This is a genomic window from Pseudoxanthomonas winnipegensis, from assembly GCF_004283755.1.
Taxonomy (GTDB): Bacteria; Pseudomonadota; Gammaproteobacteria; order Xanthomonadales; family Xanthomonadaceae; genus Pseudoxanthomonas_A; species Pseudoxanthomonas_A winnipegensis.
Genome location: NZ_SHMH01000002.1, coordinates 434,189 through 459,533, shown reverse-complemented (window position 1 = coordinate 459,533; position 25,345 = coordinate 434,189). Strand labels below are relative to the sequence as shown.

General features: G+C 68.6%; 17 protein-coding genes and 2 pseudogenes. 8 read left to right on the top strand and 11 right to left on the bottom strand.

Annotated features, from left to right (window positions below):
• Positions 1 to 16 precede the first annotated feature (16 nt).
• The 6 genes from glyS (at position 17) to EAT51_RS05375 (ending at position 12,313) form a co-directional block, all read left to right on the top strand.
• Positions 17 to 2,134, top strand: coding sequence for a glycine--tRNA ligase subunit beta (glyS, locus tag EAT51_RS05400; protein ID WP_130514819.1), 2,118 nt, complete (start codon positions 17 to 19; stop codon positions 2,132 to 2,134).
• Positions 2,135 to 2,321: 187 nt separating this feature from the next.
• Positions 2,322 to 4,391 (top strand): autotransporter assembly complex protein TamA, encoded by a 2,070-nt coding sequence (locus EAT51_RS05395; protein ID WP_130514817.1) that lies wholly within the window; start codon positions 2,322 to 2,324, stop codon positions 4,389 to 4,391.
• Between the two features lie 77 nt (positions 4,392 to 4,468).
• Positions 4,469 to 8,236, top strand: a complete 3,768-nt coding sequence (locus EAT51_RS05390; RefSeq protein ID WP_130561421.1) for a translocation/assembly module TamB domain-containing protein — start codon at positions 4,469 to 4,471, stop codon at positions 8,234 to 8,236.
• A gap of 60 nt (positions 8,237 to 8,296) precedes the next feature.
• Positions 8,297 to 8,944 (top strand): hypothetical protein, encoded by a 648-nt coding sequence (locus EAT51_RS05385; RefSeq protein ID WP_130514815.1) that lies wholly within the window; start codon positions 8,297 to 8,299, stop codon positions 8,942 to 8,944.
• Positions 8,945 to 9,106: 162 nt separating this feature from the next.
• Positions 9,107 to 11,257, top strand: a complete 2,151-nt coding sequence (locus tag EAT51_RS05380; protein ID WP_425478172.1) for a S46 family peptidase — start codon at positions 9,107 to 9,109, stop codon at positions 11,255 to 11,257.
• Positions 11,258 to 11,869: 612 nt separating this feature from the next.
• The gene (locus tag EAT51_RS05375) at positions 11,870 to 12,313 is read left to right on the top strand and encodes a VOC family protein (RefSeq protein WP_130516131.1); all 444 of its coding nucleotides are present in this window, start codon (positions 11,870 to 11,872) and stop codon (positions 12,311 to 12,313) included.
• Positions 12,314 to 12,527: 214 nt separating this feature from the next.
• Here the strand turns inward: EAT51_RS05375 and EAT51_RS05370 are convergent, their stop codons facing one another.
• From EAT51_RS05370 to EAT51_RS05355, 4 genes and pseudogenes are all read right to left on the bottom strand, one after another.
• Complete coding sequence (locus EAT51_RS05370) at positions 12,528 to 12,701, bottom strand: DUF1328 domain-containing protein (protein WP_130514813.1); 174 nt, start codon at positions 12,699 to 12,701, stop codon at positions 12,528 to 12,530.
• A 308-nt stretch (positions 12,702 to 13,009) separates the two neighbouring features.
• Positions 13,010 to 14,293: an XVIPCD domain-containing protein gene (locus EAT51_RS05365; RefSeq protein ID WP_130514811.1), complete on the bottom strand. Its 1,284-nt coding sequence runs from the start codon at positions 14,291 to 14,293 to the stop codon at positions 13,010 to 13,012.
• Between the two features lie 19 nt (positions 14,294 to 14,312).
• Positions 14,313 to 14,795, bottom strand: a complete 483-nt coding sequence (locus EAT51_RS05360) for a hypothetical protein (protein WP_130514810.1) — start codon at positions 14,793 to 14,795, stop codon at positions 14,313 to 14,315.
• Between the two features lie 266 nt (positions 14,796 to 15,061).
• Positions 15,062 to 15,856: pseudogene (locus tag EAT51_RS05355) on the bottom strand (AraC family transcriptional regulator).
• Between the two features lie 76 nt (positions 15,857 to 15,932).
• On the opposite strand from EAT51_RS05355, the gene EAT51_RS05350 reads away from it, so the two are divergent.
• The gene (locus EAT51_RS05350; RefSeq protein WP_130514808.1) at positions 15,933 to 17,159 is read left to right on the top strand and encodes an MFS transporter; all 1,227 of its coding nucleotides are present in this window, start codon (positions 15,933 to 15,935) and stop codon (positions 17,157 to 17,159) included.
• A gap of 32 nt (positions 17,160 to 17,191) precedes the next feature.
• Here EAT51_RS05350 and EAT51_RS05345 read toward each other — a convergent pair whose 3' ends face one another.
• A complete protein-coding gene (locus EAT51_RS05345; protein ID WP_130561377.1) occupies positions 17,192 to 17,551 on the bottom strand; it encodes a hypothetical protein in 360 nt (119 codons plus the stop codon).
• 185 nt (positions 17,552 to 17,736) lie between these two features.
• Here EAT51_RS05345 and EAT51_RS05340 point away from each other — a divergent pair, with 185 nt between their 5' ends.
• The gene (locus EAT51_RS05340) at positions 17,737 to 20,091 is read left to right on the top strand and encodes a Tex family protein (protein ID WP_130561376.1); all 2,355 of its coding nucleotides are present in this window, start codon (positions 17,737 to 17,739) and stop codon (positions 20,089 to 20,091) included.
• A 261-nt stretch (positions 20,092 to 20,352) separates the two neighbouring features.
• Here the strand turns inward: EAT51_RS05340 and EAT51_RS05335 are convergent, their stop codons facing one another.
• From EAT51_RS05335 to EAT51_RS05310, 6 genes and pseudogenes are all read right to left on the bottom strand, one after another.
• A complete protein-coding gene (locus EAT51_RS05335; protein WP_130514802.1) occupies positions 20,353 to 20,712 on the bottom strand; it encodes a hypothetical protein in 360 nt (119 codons plus the stop codon).
• Between the two features lie 69 nt (positions 20,713 to 20,781).
• Positions 20,782 to 21,282, bottom strand: coding sequence for a hypothetical protein (locus EAT51_RS05330; protein WP_130514800.1), 501 nt, complete (start codon positions 21,280 to 21,282; stop codon positions 20,782 to 20,784).
• Positions 21,283 to 21,353: 71 nt separating this feature from the next.
• The gene (locus tag EAT51_RS05325; RefSeq protein ID WP_130514798.1) at positions 21,354 to 21,956 is read right to left on the bottom strand and encodes a transcriptional regulator; all 603 of its coding nucleotides are present in this window, start codon (positions 21,954 to 21,956) and stop codon (positions 21,354 to 21,356) included.
• A gap of 251 nt (positions 21,957 to 22,207) precedes the next feature.
• Positions 22,208 to 22,993, bottom strand: coding sequence for a DeoR family transcriptional regulator (locus tag EAT51_RS05320; RefSeq protein WP_130514796.1), 786 nt, complete (start codon positions 22,991 to 22,993; stop codon positions 22,208 to 22,210).
• A gap of 105 nt (positions 22,994 to 23,098) precedes the next feature.
• Positions 23,099 to 24,031, bottom strand: a pseudogene (locus EAT51_RS05315) (ROK family protein); the annotation flags it as partial.
• Positions 24,024 to 25,190: an SIS domain-containing protein gene (locus EAT51_RS05310; RefSeq protein WP_130514792.1), complete on the bottom strand. Its 1,167-nt coding sequence runs from the start codon at positions 25,188 to 25,190 to the stop codon at positions 24,024 to 24,026. The gene EAT51_RS05310 and the pseudogene EAT51_RS05315, both read right to left, overlap by 8 nt.
• Positions 25,191 to 25,345: the final 155 nt, after the last annotated feature.

Below are 25,345 nucleotides of genomic sequence, written 5' to 3'. Positions count from 1 at the left end.
TCCAAGGCTTGACCACATGAGCGAACAACTTCCCCTCCTGATCGAACTGGGCACCGAGGAGCTGCCGGTCAAGGCGCTGCCGGGGCTGGCCGATGCGCTGTTCGAGGGCATCAAGGCCGGGCTGGAAAAGCGCGGCGTGGCGGTGGACGCGCGCGAGGCGCGGCCGCTGTTCACCCCGCGCCGGCTGGCGGTGCTGCTGCCGGGCGTGGCGGTGGAGCAGCCCGAGCAGGCCAGCGAGGTGTTCGGCCCGTACGTGAACATCGCCCTGGACGCCGACGGCCAGCCGACCAAGGCGCTGAGCGGTTTCGCGGCCAAGGCCGGCGTGGACTGGACCCAGCTCGAGCGCACCACCGACGCCAAGGGCGAGCGCTTCGTGCTGCGCGCCACGCGCGCCGGCGCGCGCACCGCCGACCTGCTGCCCGAGGTGATCGCCGAGGCCGTGGCCGCCATGCCGATCCCCAAGCCGATGCGCTGGGGCGATCACGACTACGCCTTCGCCCGGCCGGTGCAGTGGCTGGTGGCGCTGCTGGGCGAGCAGGTCATCGACACCACGCTGATGGGCGTGGCCGCCGGCCGCGACAGCCGTGGGCACCGCTTCGAGCACGATGCGCCGGTGTCGATCGCCGCGCCGGGCGACTATGTCACCGCGCTGGAAGCCGCGCGCGTGCTGGTCGACCCGCAGCAGCGCCGCGCCCGCATCATCGAACAGGTCCAGGCCGCCGCGCGCAGCGTCGACGGCGACGCGCGCGTCACCGACGACAACCTGGAACAGGTCGTGTGCCTGACCGAGTGGCCGAGCGCGGTCGCCTGCAGTTTCGAACCCGCCTTCCTGGCCGTGCCGCAGGAAGCGCTGATCGAGACGATGGAGATCAACCAGAAGTTCTTCCCCGTGCTGCGCGACGGCGTGCTGACCGAGCACTTCATCGGCATCGCCAACATCGCCTCGCGCGATCCGGCGCAGGTGCGCGCCGGCTACGAGCGGGTGATCCGCCCGCGCTTCGCCGATGCCAAGTTCTTCTTCGACGAGGACCTCAAGCAGGGCCTGGTGGCGATGGGCGAGGGCCTTGCGACCGTCACCTACCAGGCCAAGCTGGGCACGGTGGCCGACAAGGTCGCGCGCGTGGCCGCGCTGGCGCAGGCCATCGCCCCGAAGGTCGGCGCCGACCCGGCGCTGGCCCGGCGCGCGGCCGAGCTGTCCAAGAACGATCTGCAGTCGCGCATGGTCGGCGAGTTCCCCGAGCTTCAGGGCATCGCCGGGCGCCATTACGCGCTGGCGGCCGGCGAATCGCAGGAGGTCGCGCTGGCCATCGACGAGGGCTACCAGCCGCGCTTCGCGGGCGACGACATCGCGCTCTCGCCGCTGGGCAAGGTGCTGGCCATCGCCGAGCGCCTGGACACGCTGGCCGGCGGTTTCGCCGCGGGCCTCAAGCCGACCGGCAACAAGGATCCCTTCGCGCTGCGCCGCAATGCGCTGGGGCTGGCGCGGACGATCATCGAGAGTGGGTTTGATCTGGATCTGAAGTCGCTGCTAGCCACTGCGGTTGGCTTGGTTGGAGAGGCCGGTCCTGCAGATAAGAGCAAAAAAGAGCTGTTCGATGCGATGGACAAGCTCCTACCTGAGCTCTACGACTTCATCCTCGACCGCCTGAAAGGCTACTACGCCGACAAGGGCGTGCCGACCACGCAGTTCAACGCGGTGGCCGAGCTCAAGCCGGCCTCGCTGTACGACTTCGACCGCCGCATCGAGGCCATCGGCACCTTCGCCGCGCTGCCCGAGGCCGCCGCGCTGGCCGCGGCCAACAAGCGCATCGGCAACATCCTCAAGAAGGCCCAGGCCGAGGGCGTGCAGATCCCCGATCACCTGGATCGTGGCCTGATCGAACACCCGGCCGAGGCCGCGCTGGCCGAGGCCGTGCAGGCCGCGATCGGCGACACCGACACCGCCCTGCATCAGCACGACTACGTCGCGGTGCTGGCGCGCCTGGCGCTGCTGCGCGAGCAGGTGGACAGCTTCTTCGACATGGTGATGGTCAACGCCGAGAACCCGGCCGTGCGCGGCAATCGCCTGGCCCTGCTGCATCGGCTGCATGCGCGCTTCGGCAAGGTGGCCGATATCGCGCAGCTTTCGGCCTGAGGACGGCCTGGGAGGCCCGTTGTTCCCGCGCAGGCGGACACAGCGGGCTTGGGCTTTTCCAGGCGGAAGGCGCTGGGTTCCCGCGTTCGCGGGAACGACGATGGGGTGTGTTGTGGCGCCTTCGGGACGCAACGCCGTCATGGCGCCTTAACCCGGCGCAGGAGGGCGGTTGGGTATGCTTTCCCCCATGCGCGTCCTTTCCTCGCTTGCCCTCGCCGCCGCGTTGTCTCTGTCTCCGGCGCTGGCGTGGGCGGCGGCCATCGTCGACCAGGTCCAGATCAAGGGCCTGAACGAGGACGATGAGACCCAGGCCGCGATGGCCGAGAACATCCGCGTGGCCCTGACGCTGAACGACGCGCTGGGCAAGCGCCTGGGCGAGGCCCGGCTGGAGTATCTGCTGGAGCAGACCAAGGACGAGGCCGCCCACGCGCTGGAGCCCTTCGGCTACTACGGGCCGACCATCACCGTCACCACGACCCGCCTGGATGCCACCCAGGCCGCGCGCGTGGAGCGGCAGAAGAAGACCGGCGGCAAGGACAAGGACGACGACGAGGATGACGACGACGATCGCGACACCGCGCCGCAGCCCAGCGCCCAGGTGCAGCGCGACGCCAGTGACGCCGACGGCAAGGTGACCACCTCGGTGGCCCCGGCCGACGTCAATCCTGATGCCAGCGAGGGCACCACCGCGCAGCAGGCCACCGGGCAGGCCGCGCCGAGCGCCGCCAACGCGCCGCGCGTGCGCGCGCCGGCCGATCACCTCACGGTGGTGGTCACCGTGGACCCGGGCGAACCGGTGCGCGTGCGCGATGCCGACATCCGCATCGAGGGCGAAGGCGGCAGCGACCGCTACCTGGCCCAGGACCTGAAGGACTTCGCGCCGCGCCCGGGCCAGGTGTTCGACCACCAGACCTACGAGGCCAGCAAGCTCAAGATCGTGCGCCGCCTGGCCGAGCGCGGCTATCTGGATGCGGACTTCCAGGACCGCCGGGTCGAGATCACCCGCGCCCAGCATGCCGCCGACATCGACCTGTCCTGGGTCAGCGGCATCCGCTACGACATGGGCCCGACGATCTTCCATCAGGATTACTTCCGGCCCGGCCTGCTCGACCAGCTGGTCTACTGGGACGAGGGCAGCTACTACCACCAGGGCAAGCTGGACCGGCTGCGCCAGTCGCTGGTGGCGCTGGACTACTTCAGCAACATCGACATCCAGCCCGATCCCGATCACGCGGTGGACGGCCGCGTGCCGATCGACGTCAACCTCAAGCTGGCCAAGCGCAACATCTACACCGCCGGCCTGAGCTACGGCACCGAGTACGGCGCCGGTGTGCTGGCGGGCATCGAGCGCCGCTACGTCAACTCGCGCGGGCACAAATTCAAGGCGCTGCTGGACTACGCGCAGAACCGCAAGTCGCTCACCGGCAACTACCGCATCCCGGCGTTCAAGTGGCTCGATGGCTGGTATGCGGCCACCGCGCAGCTGTACGACGAGCAGACCGACTACATCGACACCCGCCGCATCGAGCTGATCGGCAGCCGCAGCGGCCAGCTCAACGAGAACTGGACGCTCACCGCCTCGATCCACGCCCTGCGCGAGCGCTGGAAGCTGGAGCTGGAAGACGAGAACGGCGACGGCGCCGAGGCGGCCGCGCCGTATCGCTACGCGACCTACGTCTATCCGCAGTTGGAGGCGCAGTACGTCAACGTGGACGATCGCCTGTTCCCGCGCAGCGGCATCGTCGCGCGCTCGACCCTGCGCGGCGGCCTGGAAGGCGCCGGCTCGGACACCAACTTCGCCCAGCTGCAGGTCGGCGCGAGCTGGTTCAAGGGCATCGGCGCCAACGACCGCTTCATCCTGCGCGGCGAGATCGGTCAGACCAGCGCCGGCTCGCCCGACGCGCTGCCGCCGAGCCTGCGTTTCTACGCCGGCGGCGACAACAGCATCCGCGGCTACCAGTACCGCGAGGTCGGTCCGCGCGTGCGCACCGAGGGCGGCGAGTATTCGGTCGGCGGCAAGAAGCTGATCACCGCCAGCGCCGAGTACGAGCACTACTACAAGGGCGGCCCGTTCGGCGGCGCGATCTTCGTCGACACCGGCAGCGCCTACAACGACTCGCCCGATCTCAAGACCGGCGTGGGCGTCGGCGTGCGCTACCGCTCGCCGATCGGCCCGGTGCGGGTAGACATCGCCCACGGCCTGAACGATCCCGACTCGGTCGTGCAGCTGTACTTGAGCATCGGGACCAGCCTGTGAGCCGCACGCCGCAGGACCTCACCCCCGAGGAGCGCGAGGCGCGCATCGCGCAGCTGCGCGCCCGGCGCAAGGCGCGCATGCGCACGCTGGCCATCCGCAGCGCGATCGGCGTGGCCACGCTGGTGGTGGTGGCGCTGGTGGGGCTGTACTGGCTGCTGCAGACCGTGGCCGGCCGCGACGTGCTGCTGGCGCAGGTGATCGCGCGCCTGCCGGCCGGCAGTTCGCTGACCTACGCCAGCGCCGAAGGCCCGGTCGCCGGGCCGCTGACGCTGCGCGACGTGCACTTCCACATGGACGGCATCGACTTCACCGCCAAGCGTGTGCTGCTGGATCCGGACCTGCGCCCGCTGCTGGGCAAGCGCCTGCGCCTGGACCGGCTGGAAGTGGAGGACGCCACGCTGGAGGTCGCGCCCAGCCCGGACAAGCCGTTCGAGCTGCCGCGCTGGCCCGAGGTCATGCCGCAGATCGAGCTGCCGCTGAACCTGCAGGCCGACACGCTGCAGGTCGACCGGCTGCGCTACACCTCCGACGGTGAGCCGGTGATCTTCCTCGGCAGCATCCGCGGCGGCGTGGACCTGGGCGATGGCTATGCCGAAGCCAGCGCGGTGAAGATCACCAGCGACCGCGGCAACTTCTCCATCGACGGCCACTACCGGCCGGGCGACGACTACGACACCGACCTGACCGTGTCGGCCGGCTTCCCTGCGCCGCGCGGCAAGACGCCGGCGCGGCTGGGGCTGGTCGCGCGCGGCGACGTCAAGCACATGCAGGTGGCGGTGGGCGGCAACGCGCCGGCGCCGGTGCGCGTGCATCTGGACGTGCGCGGCGCGACCAAGCCGGACTGGGCCATGCGCGCGGTCAGCAAGCAGCTGGACCTGTCGCTGCTGGGCGTGGGTGCGGCCGATGCGCCGCCGCTGGCCTTCGACCTGCAGGCCAGCGGCACCGACGGCGGCGCGGCCATCAGCGGCCACGCCCAGCAGGGCGAGAACGCGGTGGTGATCGAGCCCTCGCACGTGCGCATCGACGACACCACGCTGACCGTGCAGCCGCTGGCGGTGCAGCTGCTCGACGGCCGCGTCACCCTCAACGGCCATGCCGACTTCACCCAGACCGAGGACCCGAGCTTCAAGTTCGCGGTCAACGCGCGCGGCCTGAAGTGGGGCGAAGGCGATGCGCGCATCCAGGCCGATGCGGACCTGGGCGTGGCCGGACGCAAGGCGGACTGGGCGGCGATCGGCACGGCCGATCTGGCGCGCGGACAGGACAAGGCGAAGGTCGACTTCGACGGCCGCGGCGACCTGGAGAAGGTGCTGCTCAAGACGCTCAAGGCGACCACTCCGGCCGGCGGGCTGCAGGTGACCGGCCAGGTCGGCTGGGCGCCGCAGCTGTCCTGGGACGTGGCGGCGACGCTGCAGAACTTCGACCCGGGCTACTTCGCCGCCGGCTGGAAGGGCGCGGTCACCGGCCAGCTGTCCAGCAAGGGCGCGCAGCGCGATCCGGCCGCGGGCAAGGGCACGGGGTTCGATGCGACGCTGGACATCCCGCAGCTGGGCGGCCGCCTGCGCGACCGCAAGCTGGCCGGCAGCGGCAACTTCGTCCTGCAGGGCGACAGCGGCCAGGGCAAGCTGGATCTGAGCCTGGGCGCCAGCCGCGTGCAGGCGCAGGGCAAGGTGGCCGACACCCTGGATGTCGATGCTACCCTGGACCCGCTGGAGCTGGCCGACCTGCTGCCTGGCGCCACCGGCGTGCTGGCCGGCACGCTGAAGCTCTCCGGCCCGCGCGCCGCGCCGACCCTCGAGGCCGACCTCACCGGCAACGCGCTCAAGTTCGACACCTATACCGCCCAGACCCTGAGCCTGAAGGGCCGGCTGCCGTGGAAGAGCGGCGATGGCCAGCTGGCCCTGACCGGCACCGGCGTGCAGGCCGGGCTGGCGCTGGACCGCCTGGAGGTACAAGCGCGCGGCGCGGTGCAGGACCTGCAGCTGCACGCGCAGGCCGACAGCCCGATGGCCTCGCTCACCCTCGCCGGCGCGGCGCGCCAGGCGCAGGACGGCGCCTGGTCCGGCACGCTGGAGACGCTGCGCATCGTGCCGTCCAAGGGCGATGCCTGGGCGCTGACCCAGGCCGCGCGCTTCAGCCAGAAGGGCCAGGCCTTCACCCTGTCCGACAGCTGTCTGGCCGGCGGCGACGGCGGCAGCCTGTGCGTGTCGGCCGACTGGCCGCGCAACGGCGTGCGCGCGCACTCCGACCGACTGCCGCTGACCCTGGTGCAGCCGTGGCTGCCGCAGCAGGACGGCCGCCAGCTCAGCCTGCGCGGCGACCTGACACTGGAGGCCAACCTCAAGCCGCAGGCCAACGCCTGGCAGGGCCAGGTGCACATCGCCTCGATGGACGGCGGCCTGAAGATGGGCAAGAACAGCCGCGGCGAACTGGTCCACTACGACCACTTCAGCATCGATGTGGACATGACCCCGCAGAAGATCCACGGCCGCCTCGGCACGGGCTTCGCGGGCAACGGCTTCGTCGATGCGACCTTCGATACCGGCTGGGACAGCTACGCCCCGCTGACCGGCAACATCTATCTCTACAACGACCGCCTGTTCTGGCTGGAGCTGTTCTCGCCGGACCTGGTGCGCCCGCAGGGCAAGCTCAAGGGCCACATCGGCCTGGCCGGCACGCGCGGCGCGCCGCTGCTCAGCGGCGAGGCCGACCTGAGCGACTTCACCGGCGACCTGCCGGCGCTGGGCATCACCCTGGTGCAGGGCAATGCGCAGCTGACCGCGCTGTCCGACGGCACCGCGCAGATCAAGGGCAGCGTGAAGTCGCAGTCGGCCACCGGCGGCGGCGGCACCGGCGGCGCGCTGTCCATCGACGGCTCGCTGGGCTGGCAGGGCGGCGACGAGCCGCTGCTGTTCCACGTGCGCGGCGACAACTTCCTGGCCTCGGACACCACCCAGCTGCGCGCGGTGATCGACCCGGACATGACCATCGCCCTGCAGGGCAAGGTGCTGGGCGTCGGCGGCCAGGTCACCGTGCCCTCGGCCAACCTCAACCTGGAGAAGCTCAGCGAAGGCGTGTCCACCTCCGAGGACGTGGTGGTGCTGGACCCGGCCGACCCGGAGGAAGGCGGCAGCTCGCTGCTCAAGCTGGACCTGGCGGTGAACCTGGGCGACCAGGTGCGGATGAAGGGCTTCGGCCTGGAAGGCTCGCTGCAGGGCCAGATGAACGTGCACTCGCGCGCCGGCCGCGCCATGTCGGCCACCGGCCAGCTCAACGTCGATGGCCGCTACACCGCCTATGGGCAGAAGCTGACCATCACCCGCGGCGAGCTGAGCTGGAGCAACGACGACGTCTCCGACCCCAACATCAACATCCGCGCCGAACGCGAAGTGGTCAGCGCCGGGGTGACGGCCGGCATCGACGTCACCGGCCGCGCCAGCGCGCCGCGCGCCAGTGTCTGGTCCAACCCGGAGACCTCCGAATCCGACGCGCTGGCCTACCTGGTGCTGGGCCGCCCGCTGAGCACCGCCAGCAGCCAGGAAAGCGCGCAGGTCAGCGCCGCGTCCTCGGCGCTGTCGGCCGGCGCCGGCCTGCTGGCCTCGCAGCTGGGCGCCAAGATCGGCCTGGACGACGCCGGCGTGCTCGAGTCGCGCACGATGGGCGCCTCGGTATTCGGCATCGGCAAGTATCTCTCGCCCAAGCTCTACGTCAGCTACGGCGTGGCCATGGTCGGCGGCGGTTCGGTGGTCACCCTGAAATACCTGCTGCGCAAGGGCTTCAACGCCGAGATCGAATCGTCCACCGTGGAAACGCGCGGGTCGATCAATTGGCAGAAAGAGAAGTAGGCCGAGATTTCCGCTTCATCGCGATGCCCGCGCCCTGGGCACCCACTTGCAAGGACGCAGATGGACACCGTCGAACACCTCAGCTATTCACCTCCAAAATCCATTGGTTTTGGACATGCGCCAACAAAGCGGAACGTCTTTGATGCTTGGGATATGACGCAGCGCTTCCTTACTCGCAATACGCAGGGTGCCCTGCGAACCGATATCCTCGTTGAAGCAGTCGGGCCAAGCGGATACGCCGGGGAGAAGATGAAGTTTCCATCGCAAGAACGGGCGCTAGCTACGTTTGGCGCCCCAGAAAAAAGCGAAGGCCATTGGTGCCGCTGGCGCATCGGAATCGAAGATGTTCCGAAGGCTTTCGAACTATTTTCTTACGCCCATGCGTCCCACCAGCGCAAAGTCTCAAGCTTCCGCTTCTGCATTACGCAAGATTTCCGTTGGCGCGGGATCGATGACACGACCATCGCAGGCTCGTATCTCGGCATCAACTTCGATGACTTCAACGGCATGTTTTTTCAGCCTGCCTATGTCTTTCCGTTTGCATTCGATGCACAAGAACACCGTCCGTGGCTGCAGGCCTTGATGAAGGACTCGCCCTTCAAGCTACGAGAGCCGTATTTTAAGCGCGCGCTCCAGACCAAAGCCGGCAACAGCTACCGCGCGTTGAAGCTGGACAAGAATTGGCTTACCAACGCCCCTGACGCTTAAGCGGCGATATGAACGCCCTTGCCCAGCAAGCGCGATGGGGTCGGCGTCGGTCCTGCGACTGTCGAGCACGCTCATGACCGAACCGTCATGCGCTTCCCATTTGCCGCGTGCGCGGGTGGCCGCTACTGTCGCCGCCACGTTTCGCATCGCATCCGGATCCACATGACCCGCACCCTGCCCCTGGCCGCCTCGCTGGCGCTGCTGCTGTCCTCCACCGCCCGTGCCGACGAAGGCATGTGGCTGCCCACGCAGCTGCCGTCGCTGGCCGAGCCGCTACGTGAGGCGGGTTTCCGCGGCGATCCGGCCGCGCTGGCCGATGTCACGCAGGCGCCGCTGAGCGCGGTGGTGAAGGTCGGCGGCGGCACCGGCTCGTTCGTCTCCGGCGACGGACTGCTGGTCACCAACCACCACGTGGCCTACGGCGTGATCCAGTACAGCACCAAGGCCGGCGCCAACCTCATCGACGATGGCTTCGTCGCGCAGGCGCGCGGCGAGGAGCTGCCGGCCAATCCGGATTTCCGCGTGCTGGTCACCACCGCCTTCGACAAGGTCACCGACCAGGTGCTGGCCGATGCGAAGGGCAAGACCGGCCGCGCCTACTACGACGCCGTGGACGCGGCCAGCAAGCGCCTGGTGGCCGCGTGCGAGGCCGCCGGCAACGTGCGCTGCAGCGTGGCCACGATGGACTACGGCGCGGACTTCTATCGCGTGACCCAGCTGGAGCTGCGCGACATACGCCTGGTCTATGCGCCACCGCGCGCCATCGGCAACTACGGCGATGAGATCGACAACTTCATGTGGCCGCGCCACGCCGGCGATTTCACCTTCCTGCGCGCCTATGTCGGCAAGGACGGCAAGCCGGCCGACTACAGCGCCGACAACGTGCCCTACCAGCCGCCGGCGTTCCTCAAGATGGCCGTCGAGGGGCCGAAGGAAGGCGACTTCGCCATGCTGGCCGGCTATCCCGGCATCACCTATCGCAACCGCACCGCGGCCGAGTTCGAGGCGCAGGTCGGCCATGTGCTGCCGGCGCGGGTGGCGGTGTTCGATGCGCTGATCGCGCTGATCGCGCAGATCGAGCAGGCCGGCAAGGCCAATGCCGAGGCGCGCACGCGCTATGCCTCGCAGCTGCAGTCGCTGAAGAACAACCGCAAGCGCGCCGCCGGTGAGCTGGAAGGCCTGCAGCGCAGCGACGCCGCGCGCCTGCGCGCCGCCGACGAGGCCGGCATGCTCGCGGCCACCCGCGGCGCGCAGAAGCAGCAGATCGATCAGCTGCAGCAGCTGCTGGCCCAAGGCCAGGCGCTGGGCGATCGCGACCTGCTGCTGGGCCTGGTCGCCGGGCAGACGCAGCTGCTGCGTTCGGCGCTGACCCTGGAGCGCCTGCGCCTCGAGTCGGCCAAGCCCGATGCCCAGCGCGAGACCGGCTACCAGCAGCGCGACCAGGCGCTGATCGAGGGCCAGCTCAAGCAGGTGCAGCGCCGCTACGACGCGACCACCGAGAAGGCGCTGCTGACCGTGCTGCTGGGCCGTTACCAGCAGCTGCCGGAGGCGCAGCGCGTGCCGGCCTTCGATGCCGCCTTCGGCCGCACCCCGGCCGAACTGGCCAAGGCGCTGGACGCGCTGTACGGCGCGACCACGCTGGGGACCGAAAGCGAGCGCCTGTCGCGCTTCGCTGCCGCGCGCCAGGGCCAGCCGCTGGCCGACGATGCGCTGATCGCACTGGCCGCCAAGCTGGTGCCGGCGCAGCTGGAACTGGAGAACGCCCGCAAGACGCGCGAGGGCGATCTGCTGCGCCTTCGCCCGGCCTACATGCAGGCGCTGGCCGCCTGGCGCGCCAAGCAGGGCCGCGCCAGCTATCCCGATGCCAACAGCACGCTGCGCGTGAGCTTCGGCCAGGTGACCCCGCTGGCGCCGCGCGATGCGGTGGCCTATGCGCCGCTCACCACGGTGGCCGGCATCGTGGAGAAGAACACCGGCACGGTGCCGTTCGACGCGCCCAAGCCGCTGCTGGAAGCGATCGCCAAGGGCGATTTCGGCAGCACCGCCGACCCGGTGCTGAAGACCCAGACCGTGGACTTCTTGACCAACCTGGATACCACCGGCGGCAACTCAGGCTCGCCCGTGCTCAACGCCAAGGGCGAGCTGATGGGCCTGAACTTCGACAGCAACTGGGAAGCGGTCAGCGCCAGCTGGTGGTACGACCCGCGCTACAAGCGCGCCATCCACGTCGATGCGCGCTACATCCGCTGGCTGCTGGCCAAGGTCTATCCGGCCCCTGCCCTGCTGCGCGAGATGGGCGTGCCGGCGCAGTAAGCCTTGCTTCTGCCCCCTCCCCTTCGCCGTAGGCGAAGGGGAGTTCGAGGTCGCAAACTAGCGACTGAGGGGGAAGTGCCTTTGCGCTTCGCTTCAAGATCTGCGCGACCTGAGGCAACCCCCTCCCAGCCTCCCCCTGCTGCGCAAGGGGAGGGGCAGCACGCTGCACCCTGCTTGGCCTTCTGGCCCAGTAAGCCCACAAACCCAAGGCGCTGCACCGCTTCTGCCCCCTCCCTTTCGTCGTAGACGAAGGGGAGGGCTGGGGAGGGGTGCTTTTGCTCTTCGCTTTGAGATCTGCGCGACCTGACCCAACCCCCTCCCAGCCTCCCCCTGCTGCGCAAGGGGAGGGGCAGCGCGCAGCACTCTGCCTGGCTCGCTGGCTGCGTAAGCCCACAGACGCAAGCCGCACGCTTCTGCCCCCTCCCTCTCGCCGCAGGCGAAGGGGAGCTCGAAGTCGCGAACTAGCGACTGAGGGGGAGGGGTGCTTTTGCTCTTTGCTTTGAGATCTGCTCGACCCAGGATCGCCTCGCAGTTGCCGGTGGTCTCAAGGTGCAAGATCCTGTTTTCCCGATCCCCCACAGGGAGCATGCCGCAGTGACCCAGACCGCCAACGTGATCGCCGTGGATCACACGGGCTTTGCCGTTTCCTCGTTGGACGAGTCCATCCGCTTCTGGACGCAAGCGCTGGGCTTCACGCTGCGGCGGCAGTCGGAGATGGGCGGCGAATTCCTCCGTGAGGTCACAGGGGTGGACGATCCGAGTGTGCGGACCGCGATCGTTGAGGCGCCGGACGGGTTCGTGATTGAACTGCTGCAGTACTCCGGAGGCCGCGAACATGGAGCCGTACCGGAGAGCGCAGGTGCGATCGGCGCCGCCCACCTGGCGCTGGCCGTGAAGGACATCCACGCCGCCATCGAGCGCGTCGAGGCCGCGGGTTGGAAAGCGAAAGGCAGCCCACAGCCGATTCCGGGCGGGCCACGCAAGGGGACGTTGGTTGCCTATGTCGCGGGCCCCGATCGCATCACGATCGAGTTCATGCAGCCGCCAGCGGAATGATCGGGCGCGTGAGAGGCCTAGCCGCACCTGCAGTCCAAGTGATTAGCCAGCACTTCGTTAGACGATGTCGCCGCGCTGGGGCGCAATCCAACGGGAACTGGGATTAGAGAACCAGTCAGTGAAAAGACTGCTGCTCTTCGGTAGAAATCGCCTCGGCTGAGACAACCCCCTCCCAGCCTCCCCCTGCTGCGCAAGGGGAGGGGCGGAGCGTGAGCTAGGTGACCTTCTTGAAGACCGTGATGCCCAGGACGAACAGGATTACGGCGATGATGATGAAGGCCCAGAACAGGAACTTGGCGATGGCGAACGCGCCGCCGGCGATGCCGCCGAAGCCGAGTACGCCGGCCACCACACCGATGATGGCGAAAATCAGCGCCCACTTGAGCATGGGATGTCTCCTTGCACGGTCAGATGACGGCACCCTAGCCAGCGCGCGGTGCGCATCGGGTGAGGACACGCAGACGCGATGCTCACATCCCGCGTAGCCCGGCCAGCGACGACCGCGCGGCGCGTTGCTGAGGTATCCCATAGCCCGCGCGGGCCGGCGCATGCTGACGGCCCGCCAACCTAGCAATCCCCGCAATCCTCCTGGCCTCTGGCCTCTGGCCTCTGGCCTCCAGCGCGAGTCTCCCGCGCAATCCCGCCCTAAACCAACGAACCGCCCGCCAACGCACCACGCGCCGGCTGACGCTGCGCTCAGCGCATCAACGGCGCATGCTGCTGCACCTCCTGCTCGCGCGACTGCACCTGCGGCGGTGGCGCCTGCGGGCTCTGCAGGGCCTGGGCGCTCTGCTCCAGTGGCTGGCGGCTGGCCTGGGCGCTTTCGACATGGCTGCGCAGGGCGTCGGGCGCGCCCGGCTGGCCCTGGACGGAGAACAGCCGGCCATCGCGGCCTTCGTGCACGCTGTCGATCCGGCGCAGGCCGTCCTGCTGCGCCTGTGCCGCCATCGCCGCGGCGGTCTGGCGGAAGGCCATCCCGTCCAGGGCGGCACCGGTCTGCGTGCGTCCCAGGCCTTGCGCGGCATCATCGTAGAGGCGGTTGCCGGATAGCCCGTCAGGCGCCGCGGCCGGCACGCCGAGCCGTGGCTTGGCGCTGGTATCGACATACGTCGCGCTGGTGGAGACCTGGCCCTTGGACACGCCCAGCGCCTTGAGGTCGACCTCGATCTGCGGCGCGCCCTTGCCCGGGTGGTAATGCGCCTCGGCCTGGCCGGCGTAGTCGAGCAGTTGGGAGACGTTCTGCTGCGGGTAGCCGCGCGCTTCGTAGAAGTAGGTGTTGACCGCGGCCAGGTTCTCCTTGGTCTCCGCCATCTTCAGCCCGTCCAGCGTGATGCCCGGACGCGGCGTGTAGGTCGGGTTGGCCGGCGTGCCGCCCTTCTGGATGTACGGATCCATGTCGCTGGGCGAGGTGTTGTAGACATCGCGCAGCGTCGCCTTGGGATTGTCCTTCAGCACCTGGGCGACCACGACGTTGTAACCGGTCAGTTCGGCATGCGTCTCCAGGCTGCGCGAGGTCTCGTTGAACTGCTTGATCACCGAGGTGTAGTCGTGGACCTTGCCGCCGCTGCCGGCCAGCGCATTGACGCCTTTCTCCAGGCTGGCGTCCGAGGTCATGATCTGCGCGCGATCGGCCGCGTGCTTGACCTCGTGGCCCAGGGTGAAGCGCACCGAGTTGAGCATCTCCGGGTCGGTGCGCGCGATGTGCAGCTGGCTGGGGGAAATCTGGATGGTGCGCGAATCGCCCATGTAGACGCCCAGCGCGCCGTTGACGTTGAGCGCCTCGATCCTGTCCAGCTGCTTCTTCTCGATCGCGTCGAGCACATTGGCCTTCAGGCCCGGCGTGCTGTCCAGCACGGCCTTGAGGTCTTCCCCTGGATGCACGCTGCCGCTGGCATTGGCCTTGTCGAAGGCATCCAGCATCGACTGCAGCTGCTGTTCCGGGGTGGGCGAGGGCTTGCCTGCGACGTGCTTGTCGTTCATGTCCTGGTCCTCGCCAATGCTACTGGTAGACGCCGATCACCATGGACGCCACGCAGTCCGGCGCGGGCGAGGCGCCGCGCGCGGGGCGGACATGCAGGTTCACGCTCACGCCCTGGCGGGTGAAGTACCAGGCTTCGTTGCCGCGGTGGCCGGCCGGCAGGTGCTGGCCGGAGAAGCCGGCGGCCGCCAGCGCGCTGCGGTAGCCCTCGACGCTGGCGCAGGGCGCGGCCGCATCGTCGGGCTCGAAGGAGAGCAGCAGGCTGTCGACCTGGCCGGAGGCGTTCTTGTGCGAGGACACCAGGCTGTAGCGGCCCTGGCCTGCGACCGGGCCGGCGATGCCATAGATCGTCGGGTCTTCGGCATTGACCTCCACCTCCACGCCCGTCAGGCGCTGCAGCTGCGCCGGTGCGAGATCCTCGCGGCTATGGATGCCGTCGATCAGGCGCAGGACGCGCTGGTTGAGATCGTCCAGGCTCAGGGGCGGCGCGGTGGTGGCATTCATCATCGGATCCTTCGAAGGGATGGAAGCGGCGGCGGGGTCGGCGTCCGGACGCGTCGGTGTCGCGCAGCCCGTGGTCGCAAGGCCGCTCAGGGCCAGCCAGATCAGGCGCAGGGTAACGACGGCGGCAGATGGGGTCGGACGGTGCATGGAGATCGGTCTCGCTGCGAGAGAGAGGCCACCCCCGGATGGCCCGGTTCACCTTCTAGCAGCGCCCCGGAAAGCGGTCAAACCCGTCAGCTGCGACGTCTGTCCCAGCTTTAGTGTCTTCACCGGAAGAACTGGCTCGGCGTCTGCCCGAAGCGGCGCTTGAACATGGTCGCGAATGCGCTGGGGCTGTCTTAGCCCAGCGACAGCGCCACATCGATCACCTTCTCGCCCACCGCCAGGCGCTCCAGCGCGCGCAGCAGCCGCGCCTGCTGACGCCACTGGCCGAAGGTCATGCCCAGCTCGCGCTGGCACAGGCGCTGGATCGTCTTGACGTCCACCTCCAGGCGCGCGGCCCAGTCCTGCAGGGTGGAGGCATCGTCGGGCGCCTGTTCCAGCTGGCGGCCGATCGCGCGCAGCCGCGCGTCGCGTGGCTCGGGCAGATGCAGGGGCAGCACCGGCAGGGTCTGCAGTTCGTCCAGGATCAGGCGCATGAGCCGGCCATCGCGCGAGTCGGCCGCGCACGGCGAGGCGACCTCGGCCGCGGCATGGATCAGCGCGGCCAGCAGCGGCGTCACCGAGACGGTCGAAGGCGCCTTCGGCGCGGCCGGCAGTGCGCCGGGCAGGATGTACAGGCTGCGCATGCGCACCAGACCGATGCAGTGCACCTGATGCCCCACGCCCGCCGGCATCCACAGCGCGCGCGTGCTCGGCACCACCCAGCGGCCATCGCCGGCGCGCACCGCCAGCACGCCGCCTTCGGCATAGACCAGCTGGTGCCGGTCGGGATGGTGGTGCAGCGGAATCAGGGTATTGGCGGGGTAATCGCGGGCCAGGCAGGTCACCGGCACGTCGGTGGCCGCCCCGACGCGGCGGGATTCGCCCAGGCCATCGATGTCCTTTTCGCGGGAGGTCATGACCAGATCGCGCAAGAAAGGCGTCGGCGGCGACTTTACCATGCGCCCCCTGCCCGTCCCGGACCGTGCCGCCGTCATGTCGACCACCACCGCGCCCCTGCCCGCCCAGCCCGCCACGTCAGCGCCCGCGCGCGGCCCGGTCGCGGTGGGCGTGCTCGCCGCGCTGACCGGCTCGCACCTGGTCAACGACATGATGCAGTCGCTGATCCTGGCGCTGTATCCGATCCTCAAGGGCCAGTTCCAGCTCAGCTTCGCCCAGGTCGGCCTGATCACCCTGACCTATCAGCTCACCGCCTCGCTGTTCCAGCCGCTGATCGGCCTGCGCACCGACCGCAAGCCGGCGCCATACTCGCTGCCGATGGGCATGGGTTCGACGCTGTGCGGCCTGTTGCTGTTGGCCTATGCGCCCAACTTCGTCATGGTGCTGTGCGCGGCGATGCTGGTGGGCATCGGCTCGGCGGTGTTCCATCCCGAGTCCTCGCGCATCGCGCGGCTGGCCTCGGGCGGGCGGCATGGGCTGTCGCAGTCGGTGTTCCAGGTCGGCGGCAATACCGGCACGGCCATCGGCCCGCTGATCGCCGCGGCGGTGATCGTGCCCAACGGGCGCACCAGCGTGGCCTGGTTCGCCGGTGCGGCGCTGATCGGCATGGGCCTGCTGACCTATGTCGGGCGCTGGTACGGCCTGCAGCTGGCGCGCAGCGCGGCCAGGCCCAAGGCGGCGGCGCCGGCGGGCATTGCGCCGCTGCCGCGGCGCACGGTGGCCTGGGTGATCGGCGTGCTGCTGGTGCTGATCTTCAGCAAGTACTTCTACATCGCCGGCATCAGCAGCTACTACACCTTCTTCCTGATCCAGAAGTTCCACCTGTCCGTGCCCAGCGCGCAGCTGCATCTGTTCGGCTTCCTGCTGGCCTCGGCGGCGGGCACGCTGATCGGCGGGCCGGTGGGCGACCGCATCGGCCGCAAGCCAGTGATCTGGGCCTCGATCCTGGGCGTGGCGCCGTTCGCGCTGCTGCTGCCCTACGCCAGCCTGGGCTGGACCACGGTGCTGACGGTGATCATCGGCTTCGTGCTGTCCTCGGCGTTCTCGGCGATCCTGGTCTATGCGCAGGAGCTGATGCCGACCCGCATCGGCACGGTGTCCGGGCTGTTCTTCGGCTTCGCCTTCGGCATGGGCGGGCTGGGCGCGGCGGTGCTGGGCGTGCTGGCCGACCACACCAGCATCTTCTGGGTCTACCAGGTGATCTCGTTCCTGCCGCTGCTGGGCATCGTGGCCGCCTTCCTGCCCAACCGCCGGCACGCCTGAGCCGGTGTGCGGCCCGGCCCGCGCGGCAGCAGCTACCGCGCGCCGATGCCGCTGATCAGCAGGACCAGGATCACCGCGACGACGACCAGCAGCACCGGCACCAACCGCCGGACGCCCGACCGTCGGGTTCGCGGATTCGCATCACCCGGTAATCCCGCCGCCTCCGGCGATCGACGCGTCGTGGCCTCGGCTGGGCGAGCGGACGAGGACTGCGCGAGGGTCAGCTGGGTCAGCCGCGCCATGTAGCGGTCGGCGAAGGCGATCTGCTCGGCCTCGGGCAACTGCTGGACGACGGCCTCCAGCGCGCGACCGGCCTGGCGCAGCATCCGATCCTGCGGGCCTGCGAATTCGCGCGCGTGTTGTTCTGCCAACTGCTCTGGATCGGGGATCATGGTGACGTCCTGTCAGGGGTGGTACTTCCGAGCCGGCCGGCGATCCACGGCCCTTAGTTCTTCTAGCAGCGGCTCGGCATCGCGTCAAACCGCAATTTGGACATGCGCGGTGAAAGTCAACCGCTTGGACTGGCGCACGCAGGACGCCACAATCGCCGGCCCTGTAGTCCCGGTTGAACCACGCAATGGCAGCACTCTCCGCGGCGCTCGCGCGCCAGATCGCCCAGACCATCGCCGACGAGATCGGCGCGCAGGCCGCGCAGGCGCAGGCCGCCATCGCCCTGCTGGACGAAGGCGCCACGGTCCCGTTCATCGCGCGCTACCGCAAGGAAGTCACCGGCGGGCTGGACGACACCCAGCTACGCACACTGGAAACGCGCCTGGTCTACCTGCGCGAGCTGGAAGACCGCCGCGCCTCGATCCTGGCCAGCATCGACGAGCAGGGCAAGCTGACCGACGAACTGCGTAACGAACTGCTCGCCGCCGACAGCAAGTCGCGCCTGGAAGACCTCTACCTGCCCTACAAGCCCAAGCGCCGCACCCGCGCGCAGATCGCGCGCGAGGCCGGCCTGGAGCCGCTGGCCGACGGCCTGCTGGCCGACCCCACGCGCGTACCGGAGGACTTCGCCGCCGGCTTCGTCGATGCCGACAAGGGCGTGGCCGACGCCAAGGCCGCGCTGGAGGGCGCGCGCGCCATCCTGATGGAGCGCTGGGGCGAGGACGCCGCGCTGCTGGGCGAACTGCGTACCTGGCTGCAGGACAACGGGGTGATCCGCGCCCGCGTGGTGGAAGGCAAGGAAGACGCCGGCGCCAAGTACCGCGACTACTTCGACCACAGCGAGGCGCTGGCCAGGATTCCCTCGCATCGCCTGCTGGCCCTGTTCCGCGCGCGCCGCGAGGAGTTCATCCAGCTCGACCTGGAGCCCGGCGCTGACGTCGAGGCCGGCAACGCCTACGCCGAAGGCCGCATCGCGCGCGCGGCGGGCATCGACCACCGCGGCCGCCCGGCCGACGCCTGGCTGGCGCAGGCCTGCCGCCTGACCTGGCGCGCCAAGCTGCACCTGCATCTGATGCTGGACCTGTTCAACCAGGCGCGCGAGAAGGCCGAAGGCGAGGCCATCGAAGTGTTTGGCGACAACCTCAAGGACCTGCTGCTGGCCGCCCCGGCCGGGCCCAAGACCGTGCTTGGCCTGGACCCGGGCATCCGCACCGGCTGCAAGGTCGCCGTGGTCGATGCCACCGGCAAGCTGGTGGCCACCGACACCATCTACCCGCACGAACCCAAGCGCCAGTGGGAGCAGTCGCTGCAGACGCTCAAGCGCCTGTGCCAGCAGCACGACGTGGCGCTGATCGCCATCGGCAACGGCACCGCCAGCCGCGAGACCGACAAGCTGGCCGGCGAGGTCATCAAGGCCTGCAACAACCCCAAGCTGCAGAAGATCGTGGTCAGCGAGGCCGGCGCCTCGGTGTATTCGGCTTCGGAAACCGCGGCCAAGGAATTCCCCAACCTGGACGTGTCGCTGCGCGGCGCGGTGTCCATCGCCCGTCGCCTGCAGGATCCGCTGGCCGAGCTGGTGAAGATCGAACCCAAGGCCATCGGCGTGGGCCAGTATCAGCACGACGTGGACCAGTTCCGCCTGGCGCGCGCCCTGGATGCGAAGGTCGAAGACTGCGTCAACGCGGTCGGCGTGGACGTCAACACCGCCTCGGCCGCGCTGCTCACGCGCGTGTCGGGCCTGTCCCAGGCCGTGGCCGAGAACATCGTGGTCTACCGCGACCAGCACGGCCCCTACCCCACCCGCAAGGCGCTGCTGAAGGTGCCGCGCCTGGGCGAGAAGACCTTCGAGCAGTGCGCCGGCTTCCTGCGCATCAGCGACGGCGAGCAGCCGCTGGACGCCTCCGCGGTGCACCCGGAGGCCTACCCGGTGGTCGAGCGCATCCTGGCCCAGGCCGACGGCAAGACCATCAAGCAGATCATCGGCGACACCGCCTTCCTGCGCGGGCTCAAGGCCGAACGCCTGACCGATGAGACCTTCGGCGTGCCCACCGTGCGCGACATCCTCAAGGAGCTGGAGAAGCCCGGCCGCGACCCGCGCCCGGAGTTCAAGGCCGCGCGCTTCGCCGAGGGCGTGGAGGACATCAAGGACCTGCGCGAAGGCATGATCCTGGAAGGCGTGGTGAGCAACGTGGCCGCCTTCGGCGCGTTCGTGGACATCGGCGTGCACCAGGACGGCCTGGTCCACATCTCCGCCCTGTCCGACACCTACGTCAAGGACCCGCGCGAGGTGGTCAAGGCCGGCGACATCGTCAAGGTCAAGGTGCTCGAGGTGGACGTGGCCCGCAAGCGCATCGCCCTGACCCGCCGCCTGGACGACGTCCCCGGCGCCCCGACCAGCGGCCCGCGCGAGGACCGCAGTGCGCGCGACAACGCACGTGGCGGCCCGCGCCACGGCGGCGGCAACGCACGGCCGCCCAAGCCCACCGCACCACCGGCAGACAACGCGCTGGCTGCGGCGTTTGCCCGGGCGCGGGGGGAGTGATCGCCCTCGCATCCCGTCGCAGACGACGCTATGGGATGCGATTCAAGTGGAGCTGACCATGTCTGCTTACGGGAGCCGAGCGCGTCTCGCTCAAGCAGTACATGCAAAGAAGCTACAGCTTGTAGTCAAGCCCAAATCTCAACGGACCAAGACTACACTCTGACCCCGTTTTCCTGAGTGGTACTTCGCGACTGAACGTGTACTTGCAACGACGGCAGTAGAAAAAGTCAGGTGGGCCGGGAACAAAATTACTCACGAGCGTCACCGACGACTCAGTACCAGCTTGCTCCCTTCTTGGCGAACAATCTTGTACCGCCTTAAGGAGTTAAGCGCACCCACACCGCGTGCCGCTACTGCTATAGCTACAGCCGAGAGAGCCGCAGGCAGACCAAGGACAGAGACAGCGCCGATGCCAACAGCACCACTAAAGGGTGCAGTCGTGCCACCGGAGCCCAAGGCCAATATTACAGCTATGCCAATGGCGCCAATTGCGACTGCCCAAGCAACCTTGCCTGTAGCCTTGATCTTCATGACTTTCCGCGACAAATCACCCTCAATCTCGATGGTGTCCTGCTCGTTCTTCAGTGCCTCGCCAAGCTCTTTCTCATTCTTGATAGCCATAAATCCCCCTATGAGTGCTAGCGCCTGAATTAAGCCGAGCTGCGAAGCGGCTCCGGCTTGAATGAATTGTTAGGCGGCACGTTGCAGCCGCCATCGCGCCGGAACACTTTTTCGGCTGCTTCGAAACTTGCGCCCATTTGACAGTTGAACCTCGATCAAAAATTGGCCGTTGTGGAACTTGGATAACCAGTGAGAACCTAGCCGATGGTTGAGCTCAATGGGTTGCTGAGGTTCAATCTTGATGGGCCCGCCAGAGAGAAGCTCATGAATAGGCCCACCAAATCGGATCACCGAATAGAAGCGAGGGGACATAAAGGGTTGGCGAAGATGCCGCATAAGCGTGTATCGCAGCGGATAGGTGCCTTTTGAGACACAGCTTATGACGTAAATTGGCTTGCTGCTTTTATTGGTTATGGTCGCGCTTATCTCGTCTGGGCCAGAACCATCCAAGATGAGGTGAATGCCGGGAACTATTTTTATCGGGCGCAGCCAGACAATCAATCCAATGACAGCGGCTAAAATTGTTCCGCCCGCGCCGAAAATTTTTGAAATTTCAATGATGTCTGGCATTGCATTTCTCTTGTGCTGCCTAACGACTGAATTACGCCGCACCGCGAAGCGGCGTCGGCTTGAATTAACTGTTAGGTCTTCCGCTCGCCAACCCGCAGACCCGAAAGACCAAGTGCGATGAATTGAGCACCTTCCTGCGGTTGCTCAGTCTCAAACGACCGCCAGCCTACCTCATCGGGTTTAACCCACGTCTTGGCTTCGCGGCGCTCTAGGGCAACCCATCTCGCACGATAGAACAGCCGAAGCGAGAGCGAAACCGTCGCATTGATGAAGCGAAATCGCCCCCCGGCTGCTGCATATATCTCTCCGGAAGGCAGGGGTGACTCAAGACTGCTGCATAGACCAACCACCTTCTCATCGCTGAAAGTGAGTCCGTGCCGCGAATGTGCGAACAGATTACGGATGCGCCTGATCAGGGTGATCTCGCGATACTCAAATTCATCTATGAGCCCGAGTGAAGCGCAAGCGTTGATCCTGGCCGAGAATGTGCCGAGTGGAGCGTTTGGATCAATTAGCAGCCGATCTGCTGATTTTCCAGGGCAAAGGAATGACTGGAGTGTCTCTAGTAGCTTCTCGTCAATCAGCGCGGCAGCAACTAGCGGAAGACCGCGGTCGGTTTCCTGCTGTAACTCACTGAAGAAGGAAGAGAGGTCCTTGAGATCGTCGGGGTTCATCGCAGCCTCGAAGAAGGCCTAACTGCCATTCGACCCCACAATGGGGAATATTCGGCGAGTCTGCTGTTCTGCTGCCGGGGGCTTCAACAGGAAAAACTCATCACGCGACAAGGGCTTGCGTGGCGCACATCAATCCGGCATTCGCAGTCGCCGGGTACGCACGGCGGACGCGGCACCCATGCATAGCGCTATGCGCGTCAGACGCTGCGCCGACGCACCGGCGACTCGGGCGGCCTGATCATCGAGCCGAATCAACCGCCCTCCGGCTCTGCAATGATCACCTCAACCCCCATCCGCTGCAGCCCCTCCCGCGTGGCGGCGTCGATGCCGGCGTCGGTGATGATGGTGTGCACCTGCTCCAGTTTGGCGATGCGGTGCAGGCTGACCTTGCCGAACTTGGAGGCGTCGGTCAGCACGACCACGCGGCGGGCGTGTTCGACCATGCGCTGGTTGAGGCGGGCCTCGGAGGCGTCGTGGGTGGTCAGGCCGAACTGCAGGTCCAGGCCGTCCACGCCGAGGAACAGGGTGTCGAAGCTGTAGGCGTTGAGGCTCAGCTCGGCCTGGTTGCCCTGCAGCGACAGCGACTGCTTGCGCAGCTGGCCGCCGGAGAGCAGCACGTTGACGCCGGGCGCGGTGGCCAGTTCCCAGGCGATGTTCAGGCCGTTGGTCATCACCGACACGTCGCGATGGCCGTGCAGGTGGCGCGCCAGGGTCATGGTGGTCGAGCCGGAGTCGATGATGATGTTGTCGCCGGGCCTGACCAGCTGCGCGGCGCGCAGGCCGATGGAATCCTTCAGCGGCAGGTTGAGCGTGTCCTTCTCATGGATGTCGCGCTCCTGCGGCGGCGTGCGCACCAGGCTGGCGCCGCCGTGCGTGCGCGTGGCCAGCCCCTGGGCCTGGAAGTGATTGAGGTCGGCGCGGATGGTCACCGCCGAGACGCCGAAGCGCTCGACCAGCGCGCCCACCTGCACGCCGCCCTGCTCGATCAGGGCCTGCAGGATCTGCTGGCGGCGGGAGCGGGTGTTGCGCGTGGCCATCGCGGGGTGCCGGAAGGGTTCGGCAGCTTAGCCGGACGCGTCGCCGGCGCGACGGCCGGGAAGCGAGGACTGCGACGAGGACATGGCGTGCTCCTGGGGACTCGAGGACAGGCCCGGCTGGCAGGCCAGCAGGGCCGCGCCGCGCGCGCCGCCGGCATCGCCGAAACGCGGCGGCACGATCGGCGGCACCTGCGCGCCGGCGAACAGGTGCGCGGCCACCGCATCGGGCAGCTGCGCATACAGCGGTGCGTGTTGCGACAGCCCGCCGCCCAGCACGATCACGTGCGGATCCAGGGCCAGCACCAGCGCGGCCAGACTGTGGCCGAGCAGATCGCGATGGATCTCCAGCGCGTGGCGGGCACGCGCATCGCCCGCCTCGGCCAGCGCGATCACTGCGGCCGCGTCGGGCGCGGTACCGCCCAGATGGCGTTCCAGCGCGGCCAGGCCGCTGCCGGAGACATAGCGCTCCACGCAGCCCTGCAGGCCGCAGCCACAGGGCAGCAGCGGCAGGCCATGGCGCTGCAGCAGGTGGCCGGGGACGCTCCAGTGGCCCCATTCGCCGGCCAGGCCGTTGAAGCCGGTGATCAGCCGCCCGTCCACGCAGTAGCCGCCGCCTGCGCCGGTGCCGAGGATGGCGCCGAACATGCTCGGATAGCCCTGCGCGGCGCCGCCGTGGGCCTCGGACAGGGCGAAGCACTGCAGGTCGTTGCCGAAGGCCAGCGGCCGCGCCAGCCGCGCGCGCAGGTCGGCGGCGACGGTCTGCCCGGTCAGCGCCGGCACGTTGGCGCTGAGCTGGCGGCCGCTGCCGCGCTCGCGCACGCCCGGCAGGGCGATGCCGATGGCGCTGGTCGCCTGGCCCAGCGCGGCATCGGCCTGCTCCACCAGCGCGGCGACCGCGGCGAGGAAGCCGGCATAGTCGCCCTGCGGCGTGGCCACGCGCTGGCGCCAGCGCACCTGCGCGGCCGCATCGCAGGCCACCAGTTCGATCTTGGTGCCGCCGATGTCGATGCCGTAGCAGGCGGGCGATGCGTCAGCCATGGTGGATGGTGACGCCCTGCACGACGCGGTTGACGGTGCCGTCGGGGAAGGGATTGTCCGGGGTCAGCCCCAGCGCCGCCGAGCGCCGCAGCGCGTAGAGCTGGGCCAGGCCCAGCCACACCGGCGCCAGCCACGCATCGTCCAGCGCCGGCGTGGTCGCCGGCACGGTCAGGGTGAGGTCGTCGTCGGCCCCGATGTCGGCGTGCGGGCCGATCGCCAGCACCTGGCCGGCCACGCCGTCGCGGCGCAGTTCGGCCAGCAGGTCCTGCTCGTAGCGGCGCGCCAGCGGCTGCACGCTGCGCAGCACGATCACCAGGGTGCGCGCATCCAGCGTGGACTTGGGGCCGTGGCGGAAGCCCAGCGGCGTGTTGGCCAGCGCCAGCACGCGCCCGGCGGAGAGTTCGAGCACCTTCAGCGCGGCCTCGCGCGCCAGCGCCTCCAGCGGCCCGCTGGCCAGATAGATCACCCGCTCGAACGGGCGCGCGGCCAGCGCCGCCACCGGCGCGTCCCACTGCGCCAGGCCCTGGCGCGCCAGCGCGGCCACCTGGTGCAGGCGCGCGCCGCGCGTGTCCCCATCGCCGCGGTCGAACACCGCCAGCGCCGCCAGCAGCATGCAGGTCAGGCTGCTGGTCATGGCGAAGGCCTGATCGCAGCTGGCCCGCGGCATCAGCAGGGTGAAGGTGTCGACCCGCCCGGCGCCGCGCCGCGCCAGCTCGCCCTGGGCATTGCAGGTGATGTCGAGGAAGCGCGCCTGGTCCACGCTGGCGCGCACCAGTTCGACCGCCGCCACGCTCTCCGGGCTGGACCCACTGCGGCCGAAGGACACCAGCAGGGTCGGCCGGTCGCGCTGCAGGTACAGCGCCGGATGGGTCAGCAGGTTGGTGGTGTGCAGGGCCCGTACTTCGGCCGGCCACTGCGCGTTGATCGTGTCGGCCACCATCTCGGCGATGAAGCCCGAGCTGCCGGCGCCGGTGAACAGCACGCGCTGCCGCGGGTCGGTCAGCGCATCGCCCAGGAAGGCCTGCACCTGCGGCCAGGTCTGGGCGAGGGTCTGGGCCAGCGCCTCCCACAGCGCCGGCTGCTGGGCGATCTCGGCTGCCGTGTGCGCGCCTCCCAGGCGCTGCCAGGCGGGGGCATCGGAAAGCGGAATCAGGTCCATGCAAGCATCCAGTTGGGCCGGCGCAACATCCCGTCTTCCTTTCGAAATGTCAAATAACGAAAGAAAATGAAAAGGTTCGCCATTGCATGCACCGCGCCGTAGGCAGGTCGTCGCTGCTCCAGCGCATCAATCGAGCCAGCGGAGGGCGGCTCAAC